Annotated in this window: 14 protein-coding genes; 10 read left to right on the forward strand and 4 right to left on the reverse strand. The window is 69.2% G+C overall.

Translation table 11 applies throughout. The features are described from left to right. Window positions 1–6 precede the first annotated feature (6 nt). The 6 genes from AB0B82_RS16595 (at window position 7) to AB0B82_RS16620 (ending at window position 8076) form a co-directional block, all read left to right on the forward strand. Window positions 7–774, forward strand: a complete 768-nt coding sequence (locus AB0B82_RS16595) for a phytanoyl-CoA dioxygenase family protein (protein WP_360168259.1) — start codon at window positions 7–9, stop codon at window positions 772–774. Beyond that, window positions 771–1769, forward strand: a complete 999-nt coding sequence (locus AB0B82_RS16600) for an AraC family transcriptional regulator (RefSeq protein WP_360168262.1) — start codon at window positions 771–773, stop codon at window positions 1767–1769. Before AB0B82_RS16595 ends, AB0B82_RS16600 begins: the two co-directional genes overlap by 4 nt. Before the next feature lie 291 nt (window positions 1770–2060). Continuing rightward, entirely contained in the window at window positions 2061–4541 is a 2481-nt protein-coding gene (gene leuS / locus AB0B82_RS16605; protein WP_360168265.1) for a leucine--tRNA ligase, read from the forward strand. Window positions 4542–4553: 12 nt separating this feature from the next. Next, the gene (locus AB0B82_RS16610; RefSeq protein WP_360168268.1) at window positions 4554–4973 is read left to right on the forward strand and encodes a YjbQ family protein; all 420 of its coding nucleotides are present in this window, start codon (window positions 4554–4556) and stop codon (window positions 4971–4973) included. Between the two features lie 99 nt (window positions 4974–5072). Then, entirely contained in the window at window positions 5073–5327 is a 255-nt protein-coding gene (locus tag AB0B82_RS16615; RefSeq protein WP_360168271.1) for a hypothetical protein, read from the forward strand. A 211-nt stretch (window positions 5328–5538) separates the two neighbouring features. Next, a complete protein-coding gene (locus AB0B82_RS16620; protein ID WP_360168274.1) occupies window positions 5539–8076 on the forward strand; it encodes a helix-turn-helix domain-containing protein in 2538 nt (845 codons plus the stop codon). Window positions 8077–8884: 808 nt separating this feature from the next. On the opposite strand, the gene AB0B82_RS16625 is transcribed toward AB0B82_RS16620, so the two are convergent. Beyond that, on the reverse strand, window positions 8885–9388 hold the full coding sequence (locus tag AB0B82_RS16625) for a pyridoxamine 5'-phosphate oxidase family protein (RefSeq protein ID WP_360168277.1): 504 nt from the start codon (window positions 9386–9388) through the stop codon (window positions 8885–8887). A gap of 53 nt (window positions 9389–9441) precedes the next feature. Here AB0B82_RS16625 and AB0B82_RS16630 point away from each other — a divergent pair, with 53 nt between their 5' ends. From AB0B82_RS16630 to AB0B82_RS16640, 3 genes are all read left to right on the forward strand, one after another. Further along, window positions 9442–10284: a DegV family protein gene (locus AB0B82_RS16630; RefSeq protein WP_360168280.1), complete on the forward strand. Its 843-nt coding sequence runs from the start codon at window positions 9442–9444 to the stop codon at window positions 10282–10284. A 1154-nt stretch (window positions 10285–11438) separates the two neighbouring features. Continuing rightward, window positions 11439–12098 (forward strand): helix-hairpin-helix domain-containing protein, encoded by a 660-nt coding sequence (locus AB0B82_RS16635; RefSeq protein ID WP_360168343.1) that lies wholly within the window; start codon window positions 11439–11441, stop codon window positions 12096–12098. Window positions 12099–12426: 328 nt separating this feature from the next. After that, window positions 12427–14694, forward strand: a complete 2268-nt coding sequence (locus AB0B82_RS16640) for a ComEC/Rec2 family competence protein (protein WP_360168283.1) — start codon at window positions 12427–12429, stop codon at window positions 14692–14694. Between the two features lie 27 nt (window positions 14695–14721). Here AB0B82_RS16640 and AB0B82_RS16645 read toward each other — a convergent pair whose 3' ends face one another. Further along, window positions 14722–15243: an isochorismatase family protein gene (locus AB0B82_RS16645; protein ID WP_360168286.1), complete on the reverse strand. Its 522-nt coding sequence runs from the start codon at window positions 15241–15243 to the stop codon at window positions 14722–14724. Between the two features lie 286 nt (window positions 15244–15529). Between AB0B82_RS16645 and holA the strand changes: the two genes are divergently transcribed. Next, entirely contained in the window at window positions 15530–16507 is a 978-nt protein-coding gene (gene holA, locus AB0B82_RS16650; protein WP_360168289.1) for a DNA polymerase III subunit delta, read from the forward strand. Window positions 16508–16578: 71 nt separating this feature from the next. Here holA and AB0B82_RS16655 read toward each other — a convergent pair whose 3' ends face one another. Both AB0B82_RS16655 and rpsT read right to left on the reverse strand, forming a co-directional pair. Further along, window positions 16579–17574, reverse strand: a complete 996-nt coding sequence (locus AB0B82_RS16655) for an NAD(P)-dependent oxidoreductase (RefSeq protein ID WP_360168292.1) — start codon at window positions 17572–17574, stop codon at window positions 16579–16581. A gap of 115 nt (window positions 17575–17689) precedes the next feature. Then, window positions 17690–17950 (reverse strand): 30S ribosomal protein S20, encoded by a 261-nt coding sequence (gene rpsT, locus AB0B82_RS16660; RefSeq protein ID WP_360168295.1) that lies wholly within the window; start codon window positions 17948–17950, stop codon window positions 17690–17692. Window positions 17951–18574 lie beyond the last annotated feature (624 nt).

Genomic DNA, 18574 nt, shown 5'->3' on the forward strand with positions numbered 1-18574 from the left:
TCCGAGATGACGATCACGTCCGAGCGTCCCGAACTCGCGACGCTCGCCCAGCATTACGCCGACCAGGGCTTCGTATTGGTGAAAGGCCTGCTCAGCAAGGAAGAAGCGGCCTACTACCGGCAGCGCAGCCACGACCTGCTGGCGCGGCTGAACAAGTCCGACGACCCCACCTGGGGCGCGGCCAAGGAGATGACCGAGGCGCCGACGAAGCTGCAGCACCTGCACGACGCGCAGTTCTACGACGCGGAGTTCGCGAAGCTGCTGGTGGACCCGCGGTTCACCGACGTGGCCGCCGCGGTGATGGGTGTGGACAACGTCCAGCTGCATCACACCAAGCTGTTCGTGAAGCCGCCGGAGAACGGCTCGCCGTTCCCGCTGCACCAGGACCACCCGTTCTTCCCGCACGCGTACCACCGGGTCGGCGCGGCGATCTTCCACTTCGACGACGCGCCGGAGGAGAAGGGCTGTGTCCGGGTCATCCCGGGCAGCCACAAGGACGGGCCGCGCGAGCACAGCCCGGAGGGCTCGTTCCACCTGCTCGAGCCGTCGTTCGACGCGGCGACACCGCAGCCGGCCGAGGCGGGCGACGTACTGTTCTTCACCTACCTGACCGTGCACGGGTCCGGTGTGAACACCAGCGACGAGGCTCGCACCACCTGGCTGATCCAGTACCGCGACCCGGCGGACCCGCCGACGGTCAAGACCCACGAATGGTCGCTCGGCCAGGGCATGATGCTGCGAGGGATCGACCCGACCGGCAGGAGCAGTGTTTGACCCTCTCAGCAGGTCTGGCCGCGGTGGCCGCGGCGGATCGTTTCGTCGACCTCGTAGGGCTGCTCGAGTCCTGCGAGGTCGACGGCTTCCGCGCGGACTTCCTCAGCTGGGGGCATTACCGGCCGGAGTACTGGCGCAACTACTGGCACAGCCACTCGTTCCACGAGGTGTGCCTGGCGTACTCCGGCGAGGGGCGCTTCAACAACGGCGAGACGCAGTACGACGTGGCGCCGGGCTCGGTGTTCCTGGCCCGGCCGGGAGACATCCACGAGATCGAGTCGTCGCACAGTGCGCCGCTGGGGATCGCCTTCTGGGGCTTCACGTTCCGCCCGGCATCGATCGGTGGGGCGTCGGCCAGTGGGACCCCGGCCGGTGGCGCGTCTGCAGGTGGGGCGGCTGCAGGTGGGGCGACGGGCGGCGGCGGGACGGTGGGGGAGGACGGGCAGTGGTGGTCCGGGCTGACGCGCACGGACGGGCCGGTGCTGTCGGACCGGGTCGGTTCGTTGCCGGCTCTCATCAGTGCGCTCGCTGCGGAGGCAGCTGCTCCGGTGTCGGGCTACCGCACCGCACTCGGTGCTTTGGGGTCCACGCTGGTCCTGGAGACCGCGCGAGCGTTCGCCCTGGGCGACGACCTCGCTGTGGAACCGGTCCGGCGCGACCGTGGTCCGCTGGTGGTGGAGGCGATGCAGCGTCACCTCCGCGACAACCTGTCCCGTCCGATCACGGTCCGGGACGTCGCAGCCGCCGCGCATCTTTCCGAACGGCACGCGGAGCGGTTGTTCACCCAGCAGACCGGTGCGTCGATCATGTCCACGCTGCGCCGCCTGCGGTTGGAGCTGGCCGCGCAGCTCCTGATGGACCACACGCTGTCCGTCACCGAGGTCGCGAAGGCCTGCGGATACTCCGACGTCCGCCCGTTCTCCACAGCCTTCAAACGACACTACGGCCGCACACCAGGTGACCACCGCCGCGCAGGCGGCACCAAGTTCGTCTGAGGACCCGGCAATGGTCCGTGCCGCCGAGTCGTGGATTCTGGTCGGCGGCCGCAAGCACTTTCCACGAATCGGTGATCCCGCGCGGAGCCATTCGCCACGACTCGATGGTCGGTCCGGTCGGTCGCGGCCCCGGTGTTATCCTGGTCGCATGCGAGTGAGCCTGCTCCTTACCTAGCCGTACTGGCATCCAGGCGCCGAGCGCCGGTCGGTACGGCACCCCCCTCCTGTGTGAGGGGATTTTTCATTTCTGGCAGATTTGGGCTCAACAGACCACGAAGCAGGAGTAGGACCGTGAGCGAGCAGGTAGACGACGCCTCGATCGACCGGGGCGGCTACGACTTCAACGCCATGCAGGCGAAGTGGCGCCCGGTGTGGGAGAAGCTGGACCCGTTCAGGGCGAAGGACGACGGCTCGGCGGAGCGCCGGTACGCGCTCACGATGTTCTGCTACCCCTCCGGCGACCTGCACATGGGCCACGCCGAGGTGTTCGCGCTGCACGACGTGCTGGCCCGCTACTGGTTCCAGCGGGGGTACGACGTCCTGAACCCGATCGGCTGGGACTCGTTCGGCCTGCCCGCGGAGAACGCCGCGATCAAGCGCAACGAGCACCCCGCGACGTACACCTACGCCAACATCGAGACGCAGGCCGAGTCGATCCGGCGCTACGCGATGAGCTTCGACTGGTCGCGCCGGCTGCACACGTCCGACCCGGAGTACTACCGCTGGACGCAGTGGCTGTTCGTCCGGCTGTACGAGCGCGGCCTGGCGTACCGGAAGGCGTCGTACGTCAACTGGTGCCCGAACGACCAGACCGTGCTGGCCAACGAGCAGGTCGTGCAGGGCCGGTGTGAGCGGTGCGGGCACGAGGTCACCAAGCGCGAGCTGACCCAGTGGTACTTCAAGACCACCGACTACGCGCAGCGGCTGCTGGACGACATGGACCAGCTGCAGTGGCCGGAGGAGATCCTGCTGATGCAGCGGAACTGGATCGGCCGCTCCGAGGGCGCCTTCGCCGACTTCAAGGTCGAGGGCCGCGACGAGCCGATCCGGGTCTTCACCACCCGCCCGGACACGCTGTTCGGCGCCACCTTCATGGTGGTCGCGCCGGACGCGAAGCTGGCCGCCGAGCTGGTCACGCCGGAGCAGCAGGCCGCCTTCGACGAGTACCTGACCAAGGTCAAGGCGACCACCGAGATCGAGCGCCAGAGCACCGAGCGCGAGAAGACCGGCGTGTTCCTGGGGTCGTACGCGATCAACCCGGTGACCGGGCAGCGGATCCCGATCTGGGCGGCCGACTACGTGCTGGCCGACTACGGCACCGGCGCGATCATGGCCGTGCCCGGACAGGACACCCGGGACTGGGAGTTCGCGGAGAAGTTCGACCTGCCGATCGTGCGGACCGTGCAGCCGCCGGAGGACTTCGACGGTAAGGCGTACACCGGTGACGGCCCGGCGATCAACAGCGCGAACGACGAGATCGACCTGAACGGCCTGGACGTCGACGAGGCCAAGGCGCGGATCATCGACTGGCTGGAGAGCAAGGGCCTGGGGGAGCGGACGATCAACTACCGGCTGCGCGACTGGCTGCTGAGCCGGCAGCGCTACTGGGGCTGCCCGATCCCGATCATCCACTGCCCGTCCTGCGGCGAGGTCCCGGTACCGGACGACCAGCTGCCGATGGAGCTGCCGGACCTGCGCGGCGCCGACCTGGCGCCGAAGGGCGTCTCGCCGCTGGCTGCGGCTCGCGAGTGGGTCGAGGTGGAGTGCCCGAAGTGCGGTGGCCCGGCCGAGCGCGACACCGACACGATGGACACGTTCGTCGATTCGTCGTGGTACTTCCTGCGCTACCTGTCTCCGGAGTACACCGAGGGCCCGTTCGACCAGGCTGCGGCCGAGCGGTGGATGCCGGTGTTCCAGTACGTCGGCGGCAAGGAGCACGCCGTACTGCATCTGCTGTACGCGCGGTTCTTCGTCAAGGCGCTGCACGACATGGGCATGCTGACGGCCGTCGAGCCCTTCACCCGGCTGCTGAATCAGGGCCAGGTGATCAACAAGGGCAAGGCGATGAGCAAGTCGCTGGGCAACGGCGTCAACCTGGGCGACCAGATCGACGAGTACGGCGTCGACGCCGTCCGGCTGACCATGGTGTTCGCCGGACCGCCGGCGGATGACATCGACTGGGCCGACATGTCGCCGGGTGGCTCGCTGAAGTTCCTGCAGCGGGCCTGGCGACTGGCCGGTGCGGTCGAGTCACCGGTCGGCGCCGACCCGGCGACCGGTGACATCGCCCTGCGCAAGGTGACCCACCGCACGGTGGCCGACGCGGCCGAGCTGATCGACTCGCACCGGTTCAACGTGATGGTCGCCCGGATCATGGAGCTGGTGAACGCGACCCGCAAGGCGGTCGACTCCGGTCCCGGTGCGGCCGACCCGGCGGTCCGCGAGGCGGTCGAGACGGTCGCGATCCTGCTGAGCCTGGTCGCGCCGTACACAGCCGAGGACATGTGGGCCGAGCTGGGTCACGAGCCGACCGTCGCCAAGGCCGGCTGGCCGACGGTCGACCCGGCACTGCTGGTGCAGGAGTCGGTCACCTGCGTCGTTCAGGTCGCCGGCAAGGTGAAGGACCGGCTGGAGGTCGCGCCGGACATCTCCGATGCCGACCTGGAGCGGCTGGCGCTGGACTCCGAGGCGGTCCAGAAGGCCCTGGACGGGCGCGGGACCCGCAAGGTCATCGTCCGAGCGCCGAAGCTGGTCAACATCGTCCCGGCCTGACACGCTGGCGAGATGCGTTCCGAGCTCATCGACGTCCCGACCGGGACTTCCGAGGTCGTCTTCGACCTGACCAGCAGGTGTGAGCAGTTCGTCGCCGCTGAGGCCCATCAGGCCCAGGGCGACGGGCTGCTCCACGTCTTCGTTCCGCATGCGACTGCCGGGATCGCGATCCTGGAGACCGGCGCGGGCAGCGACACCGACCTGCTCGCGGTGCTCGAGGAGCTGCTGCCGCGCGACTTCTCCTGGCGGCACCGGCACGGGTCGCCCGGGCACGGGCGGGATCACGTGCTGCCGGCTTTCGTGCCGCCGCATGCCACGATCCCGGTGCTCGACGGCCGGATCATGCTCGGGACCTGGCAGTCGATCTGTCTGGTCGACACCAACGTCGACAATCCCCGGCGCCAGGTCCGGCTTTCCTGGCTGCCCGGTTAAAAGATCACCTGAGAAAGGCATTTGGGGGATTTTGGTGACTTATCGTGATGTTGGTGGTCGCGTTACGTGTGCGAAACACGCCTGGTCTTGAATAGCCGCATGGCTGCTTTCGACACGCTCCGCGACGTCACCGCTGAGCTCCTGGTTCGCGCCACGCAGGGCATTTCCGCCGGCAGCCTGCTGAATGCGGACTCCGGTCGTGCCGACGCCCGCGCCCGGCTCGACGACTGGGCCGAGGTGCTTTCTCTCTACGCTCCTGACTACGGCCCTGAGTATGCCGCTGAGTATGCCGCTGAGTATGCCGCTGAGTATGCCGTCGGCAATGCGCCGGAATCGGTCCGGGCGACTGCTTGAGCGTTGTATTTGTGCACGTGCACATTCGTCTTTTCTGTTGCCTCGGTCAACGAATTGTGTGACCCAGGACGCATCCCGCACGCCGATCCGGTCCCGCAACGACACGCTCGTCACGCTATGTTGTGCGGAGGACGAGGGGCCTTCAGAGGGGTGACGGGCTGTGTCGGACGCGGAAAGCCGGGCGGGCGGTCGGCGAGGATTCGCCGATCTGTTGCTCGACTTGAGGGTCCAGGCCGGACTGTCCCAGGAAGAGCTGGCCGATCGGGCCGGGCTGAGCGTCCGGTCGATCCGCGAGATGGAGGCCGGCCGGGTGGCGCGGCCGCGGAAGGACTCCGTCCGGCTGCTGGCCACCGCGCTGGATCTGCGCGACGGCGATGCGGCGGCGTTCCTCGCCGCGGCAGGGCACGGCTCGGCGCGTCCCGTCGTACGGCCGACCGCTGCTGCCGCTCCGGTCGTGTCCGTGGCGGATGCCGCCACGACCGGGCTGCGGTGGCGTGGCACGCGTCCGATCCCGGACGGGCTCGTCGGTCGCGACCAGGAGCTGACCGAGCTCGAGTCGTTGCTGCGGCAGAACCGGCTCGTCACGCTCGTCGGCCCCGGCGGGGTCGGCAAGACTGAGCTGGCGCTGGCCGCGGCGGACCGGTTCTCCGGTGCTGACACCACCGTCGTGGTCGTCGACCTCACCACGGTCCAGCGCGACGCCGCCGTACCGTCCGCGATTCTTGACGCCTTCGGCACCGCCCCTGGTACGTCGGACCTCGACGACGTGCTGTCCGGACGCCGGCCCGGTGACCTGGTGATCGTCGAGGACAACGCCGAGCATGTTCTCGACGGCGTCGCCACGGTTGCCAACCGGATGGTGCGGAGCTTCCCAGGTGTCGGCGTGCTCGTCACGTCGCGGATCCCGCTCGGGCTGCCGGACGAGGTCGTACGGCGCGTCCAGGTGCTCGACGTACCGGTCAACGACGAGAGTTTCGAGGAGATCGCGGCGTCGCCGGCGGTCGAGATGTTCTGCCGCCGGGTGGCGCGGGTGCGGCCCGGCTTCGAGCTGAGCCCGGCGAACGCGCCGACCGTCGCGCGGCTGTGCCGACGGCTGGACGGGTTGCCGCTCGCGCTGGAGCTTGCCGCCGCGCGCGCCGGTTCGTTGTCGGTCGAGACGATCCTGGCGGCGCTCGACGACCGTTTCCGGTTGCTGTCGGGGCCACGGCGCTTCGGTGCGCCGCATCAGCGGACGCTGGCGGACACGATCGCGTGGAGCGTCGACGCGTTGTCGGACGCGGCGCGGCAGTTGCTGTACCGGGCATCGGTGCTCGGGTCGCCGTTCACGCTGGACGCCGTCGCGGGCGTCTGTACAGGCGATCCGATCGACGAGCTCGACGTACCGATGCTGCTGGCCGAGCTGGTGGAGAAGTCGCTGCTGCAGCCGGTGCACGAGTTCGAGCAGCTGTACGGTGCGCGCTACAAGCTGCTGGAAACGATTCGCGAGCACGCGTACGCCGGGCTGTCGGCGCAGGACGATCTGACCGAGTTCCGGGACCGTGCGGTCGCATGGTGTGCGACGTACGTGTCCGGGCTGGAGGGCGCGTGGTCGTCGCCGGACCGCGACCGGCGGTACCGCGCAGCACACGCCAACTCGGCGGTCTTCGAGGTCGCGTTGACCCGGGCTGCCGAGCTGGGGGACTGGGACACGGCGGCGCGGATCGTGCTCGGCTTCCGGATCGCCTGGCAGTACCAGGCGAGTGTGGCCGAGAGCGGGATCCGGTGGGCGACGCTGTGCGCCGAGAACGTTGCCGACAAGGAGACGAGTGGTCGGCTGCTCGCCATCGCGGGCCGGTTGTCCAACCTGACCGGTGACATCCGAGGCGCGCGCCGGTACTACGGCGAGGCGCGGACACGGATTCCGGGCGAGACCGAGATGGGCCTGCTCGCTCGTGGCGGCTGGGTGTCCTCGGGCTCGCATCTGCTCGACACACAGAGTCTGGCCGAGATTCCGGCGCTGGTGGCGGACGCCCGCAAGCACGACGACGTACAGCGCTCTGCCACGGTCCAGGCGACCTGTGGACTGGCGCTGCTGCGGTGGGGACGGCTGGAGGAGGCCAAGGAGCTGCTGCTCGCCTGGGAGGCCGCTCTGGTCAACCCGGGTGTCTACCCCGACGAGATCGCGTACATGGCGCTCAGCCGCGTGGAGCTCGAGCTGGGGAACCTGGCCAGCGCACGCCATTGGGCGGAGCTCGCCCGCGACAGCCAGGCATCGGACGACCCCGAGCGCACCAAGGTTGCCGGCTGCCTCGCCATGGTCGAGTACCACGAGGGCCGGTACGACGCGGCGCGCGCACTGCTCGACGAGGCCGAGGCGGACATCCGCGGGCACCGTGGGTACTTCGACTACCTGGTGATGCTGTACCGATCCCGGCTCGCCCGTGAGGCCGGTGAGATCGAGCAGGCACGCATGACGATCCTCGAAGCACTGAACCGGATGCTGCTCGAGGGGCGGGTCGTCTACCTGCTCGAAGTACTGCCCGAAGCTGTGGCGGTGCTGCATGCCCTCGGCCGTTCGGAGGCTGGGGACGCTGTCTGCGGGGAGCTGCTCGCATGGCAGGAGTCGATGGACCCGCCGATGCTGCCGACGGCCTGGGGCGTCCTGCAGGAGTCGTGCGAGAGCGCATCGGTCGCGGCCGGGTGGCCGGAGCCCGATGCGGCGGCCGCGGTGCAGCGGCTGGCCCACGACGTACTCACCGCGCTTTCGTGACGCCGATCCGCTGAAGCTGCCGGGTAACTGCCGGTTGTTCTGCCTCGTCCTGACATGGCTGTCGCACGAAGAATTACAGCCGTAGGGCAGGTTCCACGAAGCAGAGACCGACAGCGGCGACCGGCAGCGAAAGGCGGTGGACCATGAAGAGGCGATGGGACACCACCCGACTGCCCGGCCCGGTGCCGGCGACGCGGAGGGCCTCCGGCACCGGCTCGGTGGGGGCGCCGGCCGGCGACCGAGAGCTCCGGAGTGCTGCGGACTGCGGACCTGTTCTGCCTGTACCGGGCGCGGCGCACCGTCAGGGCACTGCTTCCGGGGCGGGGTCCCAGCACCAGGTCGGGCACACGAAACAGGGGACGAGTGTCACGACCCGGCAGGCACCGAACAACCGGCGGATTTGGTCATCCGCCGGCGGGCCGGCCGCTGGGACCTCCCGGGACCTCGGTGGACTCGCGGTCAGGCCGGCTCCGCGCGAGCCGGAAACGGGGAGTAGTTCGCCGGGGTCCCACACGATTTCAGCTGACAACCAGGGGGAGTCAGCACGACGAGCCGGGCTGTTGACGCACAGGGGACGTCAGTAGCCCGGCACAACCAGGAAGCGAGGTGAAGGCCCGGGAGGGGTGGCCTTCACCTCGCTGGCGTTTCCGGGCTCGCTGTGTGGCGGTGATGGCGACCGTGGCGGTGTCGGTGTCGGTGGCGGTGGCGGTGGCCGTGACGGTGGCGGTGGCGGTGGCGGTGGCGGTGGCGGTGGCCGTGACGGTGGCGGTGACGGGGTCGGGTCGCGGTGTCCCCGGACCGCTGGGGCCTATAGGAGTGCGGCCTTGTCTGCGGCGTAGCCGACCATCCAGGTCGGCTCGAGGCGGCAGTACACGATGTCGTCGCCCCAGCTCGACGGAGAACTTCCGTAGTGCGCCGTCAGGTGCGCCTCGATCTCCGCGAAGTCCGGATGGTCCGCGGTCAGGAACTTGACGCTCCCGTGCGTGAACACCCCGATCCGCTCACCGTCGACGTACGAGATGCTCGCCGCCGGCCGCGCCCGCAGCTGCCGCGCCTTCGCCGCCGACCCGGCCGTGGTGAACACCCACCGCCCGTGCAGAAAGTGCCCGTCGACCGCACTGATCCGCGGCTCACCGCGCGCGGTGACGGTGGCCAGATTCAGGGTGCACATTCCGGTCAGGACCCGCACCAACTCGTCGGCGCTCAACCGCCTGTCTCCGGTGATGATGCCGCGCAGATGCTCCGTCGACCGTCCGTACGAGGCGTCGAGCAACTCCTGCAACCGTGTGACTTCCTCCGCTGTCTCCCTCATCTTGTGGAGTTTGGCACTGCGCTCCGACATAAACCGTCCGGTAACCTCGCCTCATGGCAGCCCGCGTGCAGGTCGTCACCGACTCCACGGCCGGTCTGTCCACGCACGAGGTGCTCCGCCACCAGCTCATCGTCGTACCGCTCCAGGTCGTGATCGGCGGGACGTCGTACGACGACGGCGCCACCTCCGCGGACGCCGTCGCGGAAGCGCTCAAGACGTTCACCCCGGTCTCGACCAGCCGCCCGGCCCCGCAGACCTTCGCCGACACGTACGCCGCCTGCGCCGCCGACGGAGCTGAAGCGATCGTGTCTATCCACCTCTCCGGCGACATGTCCGGCACCTTCGAGGCAGCCATGATCGGGGCGAAGGAGTCCCCGGTCCCGGTGCACGTGGTCGACTCCCGCTCCCTCGGCATGGGCCTCGGCTTCCCGGTCCTCGCCGCGGCCGCCGCCGCAGCCGCCGGCGAAGACGCGATCGCCGTCGAAGCCGCCGCCCGCGCCCGGATGAAGGCGATCTCCTCGTACTTCTACGTCGACACCCTCGAATACCTCCGCCGCGGCGGCCGCATCGGCGCTGCCCAGGCGCTGCTGGGGACAGCACTGGCCGTCAAACCACTCCTCACCATCAGCGGCGGCCGCATCGTCCCACTGGAAAAGGTCCGCACCTCCAGCCGAGCCATCGCCCGTCTCGCCGACATAGCCGTCCAACGAGCCGGCGAAACCCCCGTCCAACTGGCCGTGCACCACCTGGCCAACCTGGAAAAAGCCCAAACCCTGGCCGACGACCTGACCACCCGAATCCCCCAGGCCAAAGAGGTAGTACTCCGAGAAGTAGGCGCCGTCATCGGCGCCCACGTAGGCCCCGGCCTCTTAGCAGTAGTAGTAAGCCCCCTCTGACCGGTAGCCCCCTCTGACCGGTCAGCTCTCTCGGACCGGTCAGCTCTCTCGGACCGGTCAGCTCTCTCTGACCGGTGACCCTCTCGGACCGGTCAGCCCTCTCGCACCGGTAGCCCTCTCTGACCGGTAACCTCTCGGACCGGTAACCCCTCGGACCGGTCAGCCCCCTCTGACCGCCCCAACGGCACCTGCCGCCCGCCCCGAGCGGTGTCGCCGCGACTTTGTGCACCAGATCCGTACTCCGCGACCCTCGACGTACGGATCCCATGCACAAAGTGCCGTCCGCGACCTCCTTCAACCAGCCGAACCCGACGCCGCCCGAGCCCCGCGCGACCGCCGCCCTGCCCGCCCGGCGCGGGATCGCGCGCCACTCGCCCGACCGCGGCGTTGAATGGCGGGTTGTGTCGCCGCTGGCGGCTTGTAGAGCCTGTTGCAAATTGGATCTGGGTGTTTCCGTCCGCACCAAAACGCAGTGATTTTTCCAGCGATTGCGGCTGGTTTACTCCACCTGAGCCGCAGATTCGAGCCATATCGCCGCTCTATCCCCCACCAAGCTCGACCGGGCGTTGATTCTGCAACAGGCTCTGTAACCCGCCGCCGGCGACACTGCCCGCCAGCGGTGGGCATGCAGCGAGGCGATCCGACGATGGCGCGGCGCGACGTACATCGCGGGACATGCTCGGTCCCGGTGCGACTCCAGCTCGACTGTCCATCCCGCGGATTAATCCACAGCCTCGAAGTACCGGTTCGCCGCGCGCCCGAAGCTCGTACTTTCTCAGGGCGTGAAGGTCTTCCGCCGCACCCCACCACCCGACCCGGCCGGCCGAGCCCGCGCCCTTGCCCGCCTCGCCGCGACCCCAGACCCGCGGCCCGACCTTCTCACCCCACCCACACCCCAGTTCACAACCACCGCGAGCCCCCATCCAATCTTCACGACCCAACCCGATCCCCCTGAGGAGCGCGAAGTGGTGCGAGGCGGCTGGACCCCCAACCAATCCGATCCCACCCAGTTCCGCTCAGCTCACCCCACCCCCGAAACCATCCACCCAGAGTATGGGCTGACCGACCCGCCACGTGCCGACGACCTAGGCCCAGAGTTGCCTCGACTCGAGCGCTTGCGTGACGCCCGCTGGACTCTGAGCGCGCGCCACGTCATGGTGCTGGCGGTCGTGCTCGTCCTCGGCCTGACCTGGGCTGCCTGGGCCTTCCTCCGAGCTCGCCCCGAACCAATACCGGAAACCAAACCAACCACCGCGACCGCAGGCAGTCCCGTCGTCCAACCCACACGCCAGCAACCGTCCCCACCCGCAACGCAGCCGGGCGTAAACCAGCCAGGCAACACCCAGACAGCCGGCACGGCAGCAACCCCAACCCAACCGCAGGTGGTCGTCCACGTGGCCGGAAAGGTCCGCCGTCCCGGCCTGGTCCGAGCCCCCGCCGGCTCCCGAGTGGCGGACGTACTGGCTATGGCCGGCGGCCCTGTCCCCGGCGTTGACCTAACGACCCTCAATCTCGCCCGCCAGGTAACCGATGGCGAACAGATCATCGTCGGCCAACCCACCCAACCCCCGTCCACCCAGCAACCGCCGTCCACCACCGGCCCGCCGACGAAAGCCCCATCAACACCCGTAAACCTCAACACCGCCACCCTTGCGGAGTTGGACGCCCTTCCGGGCGTGGGCCCCGTGCTGGCCCAACGCATCCTCGATCACCGCACCGAGAACGGCCCGTTCACGAGCATCGATCAACTACAAGAGGTCCCGGGGGTAGGCCCTAAGAAGTTCGACTCCCTGAAGTCCCATGTCCGCATCTGATCCCACCCCCGCGCCCACCCCTGACCACGTACCCACGCCAGACTTCTCGCCGACGCCAGACTTCGCACCGACGCAGGGCCCGTCACCGACGCCAGACTTCGCACCGACGCCGGGCCTGTCACCGACGCCAGACCCCTCGGCCGGAGCGAGCCCCGACGACGGCCGACTGGACGCACGCCTGCTCGTCCCAGCCGCCGCCGGTTGGCTGACCACTGCAGTTCTGGTAGCTCAAAGCCCTAGAGCCGCCTGGTTCGTAGCCACCCTTGTCCTAGTATTCGCCACAACCCTCGCTCTGCTACTCCGCCACCACGCACGCGGGACAGCCCGCGTGCCCGAAGCCCGCACCCCACTCGGCTTGGCCCGTCGGCTGGCGAAACCCCAGTCAACAGGCTGGACGATCGTCGGCTCGCTGGTCGTAGTCGGCGGCCTCGCGATCGCCGCCGCCCTACACACCGCGGCACTCAGCCAAGGCCCGGTCCACGACCTCGCGACCACCTCCAAAACTGTCACCGTCCAACTCAAGATCACCAGCGACCCGTCCCTACGCCAAAGCACCACCAGCAGACGACCGCCGTACGTCGTCGTCCGAGCAACCGTCGAGGAGATCCGCGCCGGCAACCACCTCGCCAACACACGCGTCCGTACGCCGGTGCTCGTCGTCGGCACCGCCCAATGGCAACACGTCAGATTCGGCCAACGAATCAACGCAACCGGCCGCCTGGAGCAGGCCGACAACGGCGCCGAAGTGTCCGCCCTGCTCTCAACCCGTTCACCACCGAAGACACTGGAGGGTCCGCCATGGTGGCTACGCGCAGCAGAACGCGTCCGTGCAGGTCTCCGCAACGCCGTCGCGAACGAGCCCGACGACGTCCGCGGCCTGGTCCCAGCGCTGGTCATGGGCGACGAATCCGGAGTATCAGCAGACCTCAACGCAGACTTCCAAACCACCGGGCTGACCCACCTGTCAGCGGTGTCAGGCACCAACCTGACGCTTCTCCTCGCGTTCCTCCTCCCACTGGCCCGGCTGATCGGTGTACGCGCGCGAGGCCTGACGGTGGTCGGCTTGCTCACCGTCGTCGTCTTCGTCGTGCTCGCACGACCACAACCAAGCGTCCTCCGGGCAGCCGCCATGGGCTTGATCGCGTTGGCCGCGATGACCGGCGGGCCGGGACAGCGCCGCGCCGTACGAAGTTTGTCCGCAGCGGTGATCGTGCTGCTGCTCCTGGAGACGTCGCTCGCGCGTTCGCCCGGGTTTGCCCTGTCGGTTCTAGCGACCGGCGGCATCATCCTGCTCGGCCCCGGCTGGCGAGCGGCGCTGGCCAAGTGGCTCCCGGGCTGGCTGGCCGACGCGATCTCGTGCCCGCTGGCCGCTCAGGTGGCGTGTACGCCGATCGTCGCGTGGATCTCGGGCGAGGTGTCGCTGGTCGCGGTCGCGGCCAACTTGCTGGCGGGACCAATGGTCGGCCCGGCAACCATTCTCGGCTTCGCCGCGGCCGGGGTCGCCCTCGTGAGCAGCGAACTGGCACAACTCGTCGGCTGGGCCGCGGGCTGGCCGGCGCGCTGGATCATCCTCGTTGCCCGCGAAGGCGCCGAGCTCCCCGGCGCCGCGAACGCATGGCCTGCAACAGTCGTCGGCGTCGCCGTACTGACGCTGCTCTGCCTCGCACTCGTTCTCGGCCTGCATCGCATTCTCGCGCGCCCGATCGCGATGATCCTGGCGGTGGCGATCCTGGCCGTCGTCGTACTGCGTCCCGTCGGCTCACTGGGCTGGCCGCCGCGCGACTGGGTGTTCGTGGTCTGCGATGTGGGGCAGGGCGACGGTCTGGTGCTACGGGCGGGTGCACGTGCGGCGGTTGTCGTCGACACCGGGCCGGATCCGGCGGCGATGGATCGATGTCTGCAGGACCTCGATGTTCAGCACATCCCGGTCGTCGTACTGAGTCATTTCCACGCGGACCACGTCGGCGGTCTCGCGGGCGTGCTCGACGGTCGGCGCGTCGATGAGATCGAGGTGACACCGTACTTCTCACCGAGACGAGAGTACGACCGGGTGGTCGCACTCGCAGCGCAGCACCGCGTCACGGTCCGTACCGTCGCCTTTCGCGAGCAACGTACGGCGGGACAGGTGCGCTGGACGACGCTGTGGCCGGCGCGGGTACCGGCGTTGCCCGCACCGGGTACGTCGTCGGCGACCGCCACCGACGAAGGTTCGCCCGAGAACAACGCCAGCATCGCCATGATGGTCGAGCTCGCCGGCCTCCGGATCCTCCTCACCGGCGACCTCGAACCCGCATCCCAACGTGCCGTCGTCGCCACCGGCGCCGACCTGAAAGCAGACGTCCTGAAAGTCCCGCACCACGGCTCGGCACAGCAAGACCCGACCTTCATCGCGGCCGTCCAAGCACGGCTCGCCGTCATCTCCGCCGGCCGCGACAACGACTACGGCCACCCGGCCCCCAGGACCCTCGACCTCCTGTCCCATACCTCAACCCGCACGGCCACCACTGTCACCAGCGGCCCGCTGGCCATCGCCAACACCCACAACAACCTGTCTCTGACCACCCACCCTCAACCAGGCAGCAGCATCCCCAGGTGACAAGCGCGCCGCCAGAGCATGCAGGGCTCAGAAGGCGACGGAGGCGGCGGAGGAGGTGTTGTCGACGTCGGACCCCAGCGACCAGGCGGCTACTCGGGACGCGACATGGGCGGGGATCTCGTCAGCAATTCCGGGGACGGCTGGTACGTCGTACGTCGCGTGGGCGTCGTGCGGGAGAACGACCTGGTACCCGCGGGCCAAGGCGGTGGCGGCTGTGGCGCGTACGCACATCTCCGACATCACGCCGCAGATCGCCATCGAGCGCACGCCCGCGGACACCATGACCGGGCCGAGCGGCGTACCGTCGAAGCCGTCGTCGCGGGGTTTCCGGATCACGTGTTCGCGTGGGCCGGGTTGGACCGGTAGGTACAGCTCCCAGCCCGGCGTACCCGGTTCGTCGTCTGCTCCGGGCGGTCCGTCGTTTTGCAGGTGTACGACGACGGCGCCCGCGGCTCGGGCGCGATCCAGCAGGTCATGTACGCGCTTCAGCAGCGAGTCCGCTCCCGGTACGGCGCCCTCGCCTGAGACGAACGCAGTCTGCAGATCCACCAGCACCAGAGCGTCGACAGCCTCACTCGACCCGCCAGGCTCCAACAGACCCCCGACCACCTCGGAAGCCCGCTGCCCGCCGGCACGCGTGGCCGTGTCGCTCGGGTTCGTGGTGCGCGGGTTTGTGTTGGTTGCATTTGTGGTGGGCATGGGGTCATCTTGGTCGGTTTGGGGTGGGCGTGCAGGGATTAAGTGGGGGTGCACCGGGATTGTCGGTGGGGCGTGGGATGCTGGCCGGGTGGCTGCTCGTAAAGGTTCTGCGCCGAAGTTGGGCGATGTGCTACTCGTGACCGGGGCCGAATCGTTCCTGGCGGATCGGGCGGTGCGGTCGGCGATCGCGGCGGTGTCGAAGGCGGGCGCGTCGAAGGCCGCCGGCTCGCAGGGCGCGACGGCCGGCGAGGGTGCGGTCGAGGTGACGGAGCTCGAGGCGTCGACGCTGGACGTCGGGGTGTTCGCGGAGCTGACCGGGCCGTCGTTGTTCGCCACGGAGCGCGTCCTCGTGATGCGCGGGCTGGAGAATCTCCCGAGCGAGATGGCGCCGCATCTGATCGAGTACGCCGGGGCGCCGTCGGAGGACGTGCTGGTGGTGCTGGTGCATTCCGGCGGGCAGAAGGGGAAGGGCGTCCTCGACAAGTTGCGGAAGGCATCGGTCAACGAGGTCGTCGCGACGGCGCCGAAGACGTGGGAGCTGCCGAAGTTCGTGGCGGGGGAGATCCGGCTGCACGGCGGCACGATCGACGAGGGTGCGGCGGCGGCGTTGGTGGATGCGGTCGGGCATGATCTGCGGGCACTGGCCGGGGCGTGTTCGCAGTTGGTCTCGGATTCGGGCGGTCAGGCGGTGACCACCGAGCTCATCGGGCGGTATTTCGGTGGGCGCGCCGAGGTCACGAGCTTCGCCGTCGCGGATGCGGCGATCGCTGGGCGGACCGAGCCGGCGCTGGAGCAGTTGCGCTGGGCGCTGGACTGCGGTGTGGCGCCGGTGCTGGTGACGAGCGCGATGGCGGGCGGACTGCGGGGGCTCGCGAAGTACTCGAGTGCGCCGAGTGGGATGCGCGAGGCGGATCTCGCGCGCGAGGTCGGCGTACCGCCCTGGAAGCTCAAGCAGCTCAAGCAGCAGTCCCGGGGGTGGACGCCCGGCGGGCTCGCGACCGCGATCAAGGCGGTCGCGCAGGCCGACGCCGACGTCAAGGGAGCCTCAGGCGACGCCGGCTACGCCCTCGAACGCATGGTCCTCACCATCACGCGAGCCCACGGCCGCCGCTGACCGGTCGCGTCGGGCGCGAGACCAGGTTCGCCCCGGATCCTTACGGTCGCCACGGGTCGTGCCAAGCGAGGCTAGGTGGTCAGCAGGGGGTTGGCTACCGGGAGTTGGTTGTGGGTGGTCAGCCAGTGGATGGATTCGCGGATGGCTTCTTCGGGCTCGTACCGCGGCGAGTAGCCGAGCAGGGACTTGGCCTTCTCGATGGAGCAGCACTGGCTGCGGTGGAGGTGCGCCCAGCTGGCATCGGCGTGGTCCGGGGCGGTCGAGTGCCGGAAGTCGTCCCACGAGACGGATTCGAGTACGGCGGTGTGGCCGAACCAGGAGGCGGCGATCTCGGCGTACCCGCGGACCGTCAGCGCGGTCGGGGCGACGACGTTGAAGTCTTCGCCGGCGGCCGCGTCGCGGTGAGTGATGGCGAGGTCGAAGGCCTGGGCGACGTCGTCGGCATGGACATGATTCATCAGTTCGGTGCCCAGGCCCGGGATCCGGAGGGGTTCGCCGGCGGACAGGGTGCGCCATACGGCGGGGTCGAGGTTGCCGAGCGGCCCGATCGGATGCCAGCCGGGCCCGACGATGTGACCCGGGTGCAGCGAGGTGGTGGCCAGCCCGGACTCGGCCTTGAGCATCCGCGCGATCCGGTCCTTCTGGATGCCGTACTCGTCGGACGGCGGCGCGGCCGAGTCACTGCCTTCGGCGATCGGGAGCTTGTGGCTCGGACCGTACCGCCAGATCGATCCGCAGTGCAGTAGATGCCCGATCTCACCCCGGAGGCGGTCGACGAGCGCGGTCGCCGACTCGAGCGTGAAGCAGACGAGGTCGACGACGACATCGGCCCGCAGTTCGGCGACGCGGTCGCCGAAGGTGCCGTCGCGATCCTCCTGCTGACGGTCGGCGAGCACCGTCCGGACCTGCTGCCACTCGGGCGCGTCGACGTACGGCGTTCTGGCGCCGCGGCTGATCGTGACGACCTCGTGGCCGGCGCGGACGAGCCGCGGGACCAGAAAGGAGCCGATATGACCACTGCCACCGATGACGACAACCCGCACGACGCCCTCCAACCGACGGTTCACGCGTGATTCGAGCCTGTGGATCCGCAAAGGTCAAGCCTGCGGACACGCAAAAACGACCGGCCGGTCCTCGCGGGACGGGCCGATCGTTCGGCAGGCCGCCGGAGCGGCCCGAGCGTCAGAGAGACGCGGCCTTCTTGAAGATGGCCGACTTGCGGTTCGCCGCCTGGTTGGCGTGGATGACGCCCTTGCTGACGGCCTTGTCGAGCAGCCGACCGGCCGTGCGGGCGGTCTGTTGGGCCTTCTCGGCCTCGCCGGCCTCAACGGCCTCGTGGAAGCGACGAACAGCCGTCTTGAGGGTCGACTTCACCGACTTGTTGCGAAGTCGCGCAGCCTCGTTCTGGCGGTTGCGCTTGATCTGGGACTTGATGTTCGCCACGGAGCAGAGCCTCGATCAGGTGTGTGCGGGTACTTACGGAAGGTGTTGCGGCGCACGGCTGAACACCACCCGTGGGCGCGCGAAGACTCAGGTTACCAACAAGCGCCCCCGCCTCCAAACCGGCCGCCGCACCACCGGACCGAGAGGCGGCCGTATCGCCGGACCGAGAGGCGGCCGTACCGCCGGACCGAAACGCCGCCGCGCCATGGCGCCGCAACGGCGCCCATACCGACGGACCGAATCCGGGTCATCCGGGTTCCGGCTCTCGCGACCGATCCGTGGGTGGGCCCGGGCGACCGAGCCGGCGCCCGCGCTGCACGACCACGCCCGCCCCGCAGCCGAGGCCCTCTGGACCGCGAACCCCCATCCGGGACCGTGCACGCCAGCCCGGGACCTCGCACACCACCCGCGACCGTCCACCACGTCCCGGGACCGTGCACACCCACCCGCGACCATGCACACCCATCCGGGACGCTGGACACCCAACCGGGACCTCGCACACCAACCGGGACCTGGGCACACCCAACGGGGACCATGCACACCATCCCGGGACCATGCACACCATCCCGGGACCATGCACACCATCCCGGGACCATGCACACCATCCCGGGACCATGCACACCA

It is taken from the genome of Kribbella sp. NPDC048915 (assembly GCF_040649595.1).
Lineage (GTDB): Bacteria > Actinomycetota > Actinomycetes > Propionibacteriales > Kribbellaceae > Kribbella.

Bases quoted from the DNA above. Each gene is read 5' to 3' on its own strand.
- AB0B82_RS16595 (WP_360168259.1), top strand. From the start codon at position 7: ATGACGATCACGTCCGAGCGTCCCGAACTCGCGACGCTCGCCCAGCAT.
- AB0B82_RS16610 (WP_360168268.1), top strand. From the start codon at position 4,554: ATGCGTTCCGAGCTCATCGACGTCCCGACCGGGACTTCCGAGGTCGTC.
- AB0B82_RS16615 (WP_360168271.1), top strand. From the start codon at position 5,073: ATGGCTGCTTTCGACACGCTCCGCGACGTCACCGCTGAGCTCCTGGTT.
- AB0B82_RS16625 (WP_360168277.1), bottom strand. From the start codon at position 9,388: ATGAGGGAGACAGCGGAGGAAGTCACACGGTTGCAGGAGTTGCTCGAC.
- AB0B82_RS16630 (WP_360168280.1), top strand. From the start codon at position 9,442: ATGGCAGCCCGCGTGCAGGTCGTCACCGACTCCACGGCCGGTCTGTCC.
- AB0B82_RS16635 (WP_360168343.1), top strand. From the start codon at position 11,439: ATGGTGCTGGCGGTCGTGCTCGTCCTCGGCCTGACCTGGGCTGCCTGG.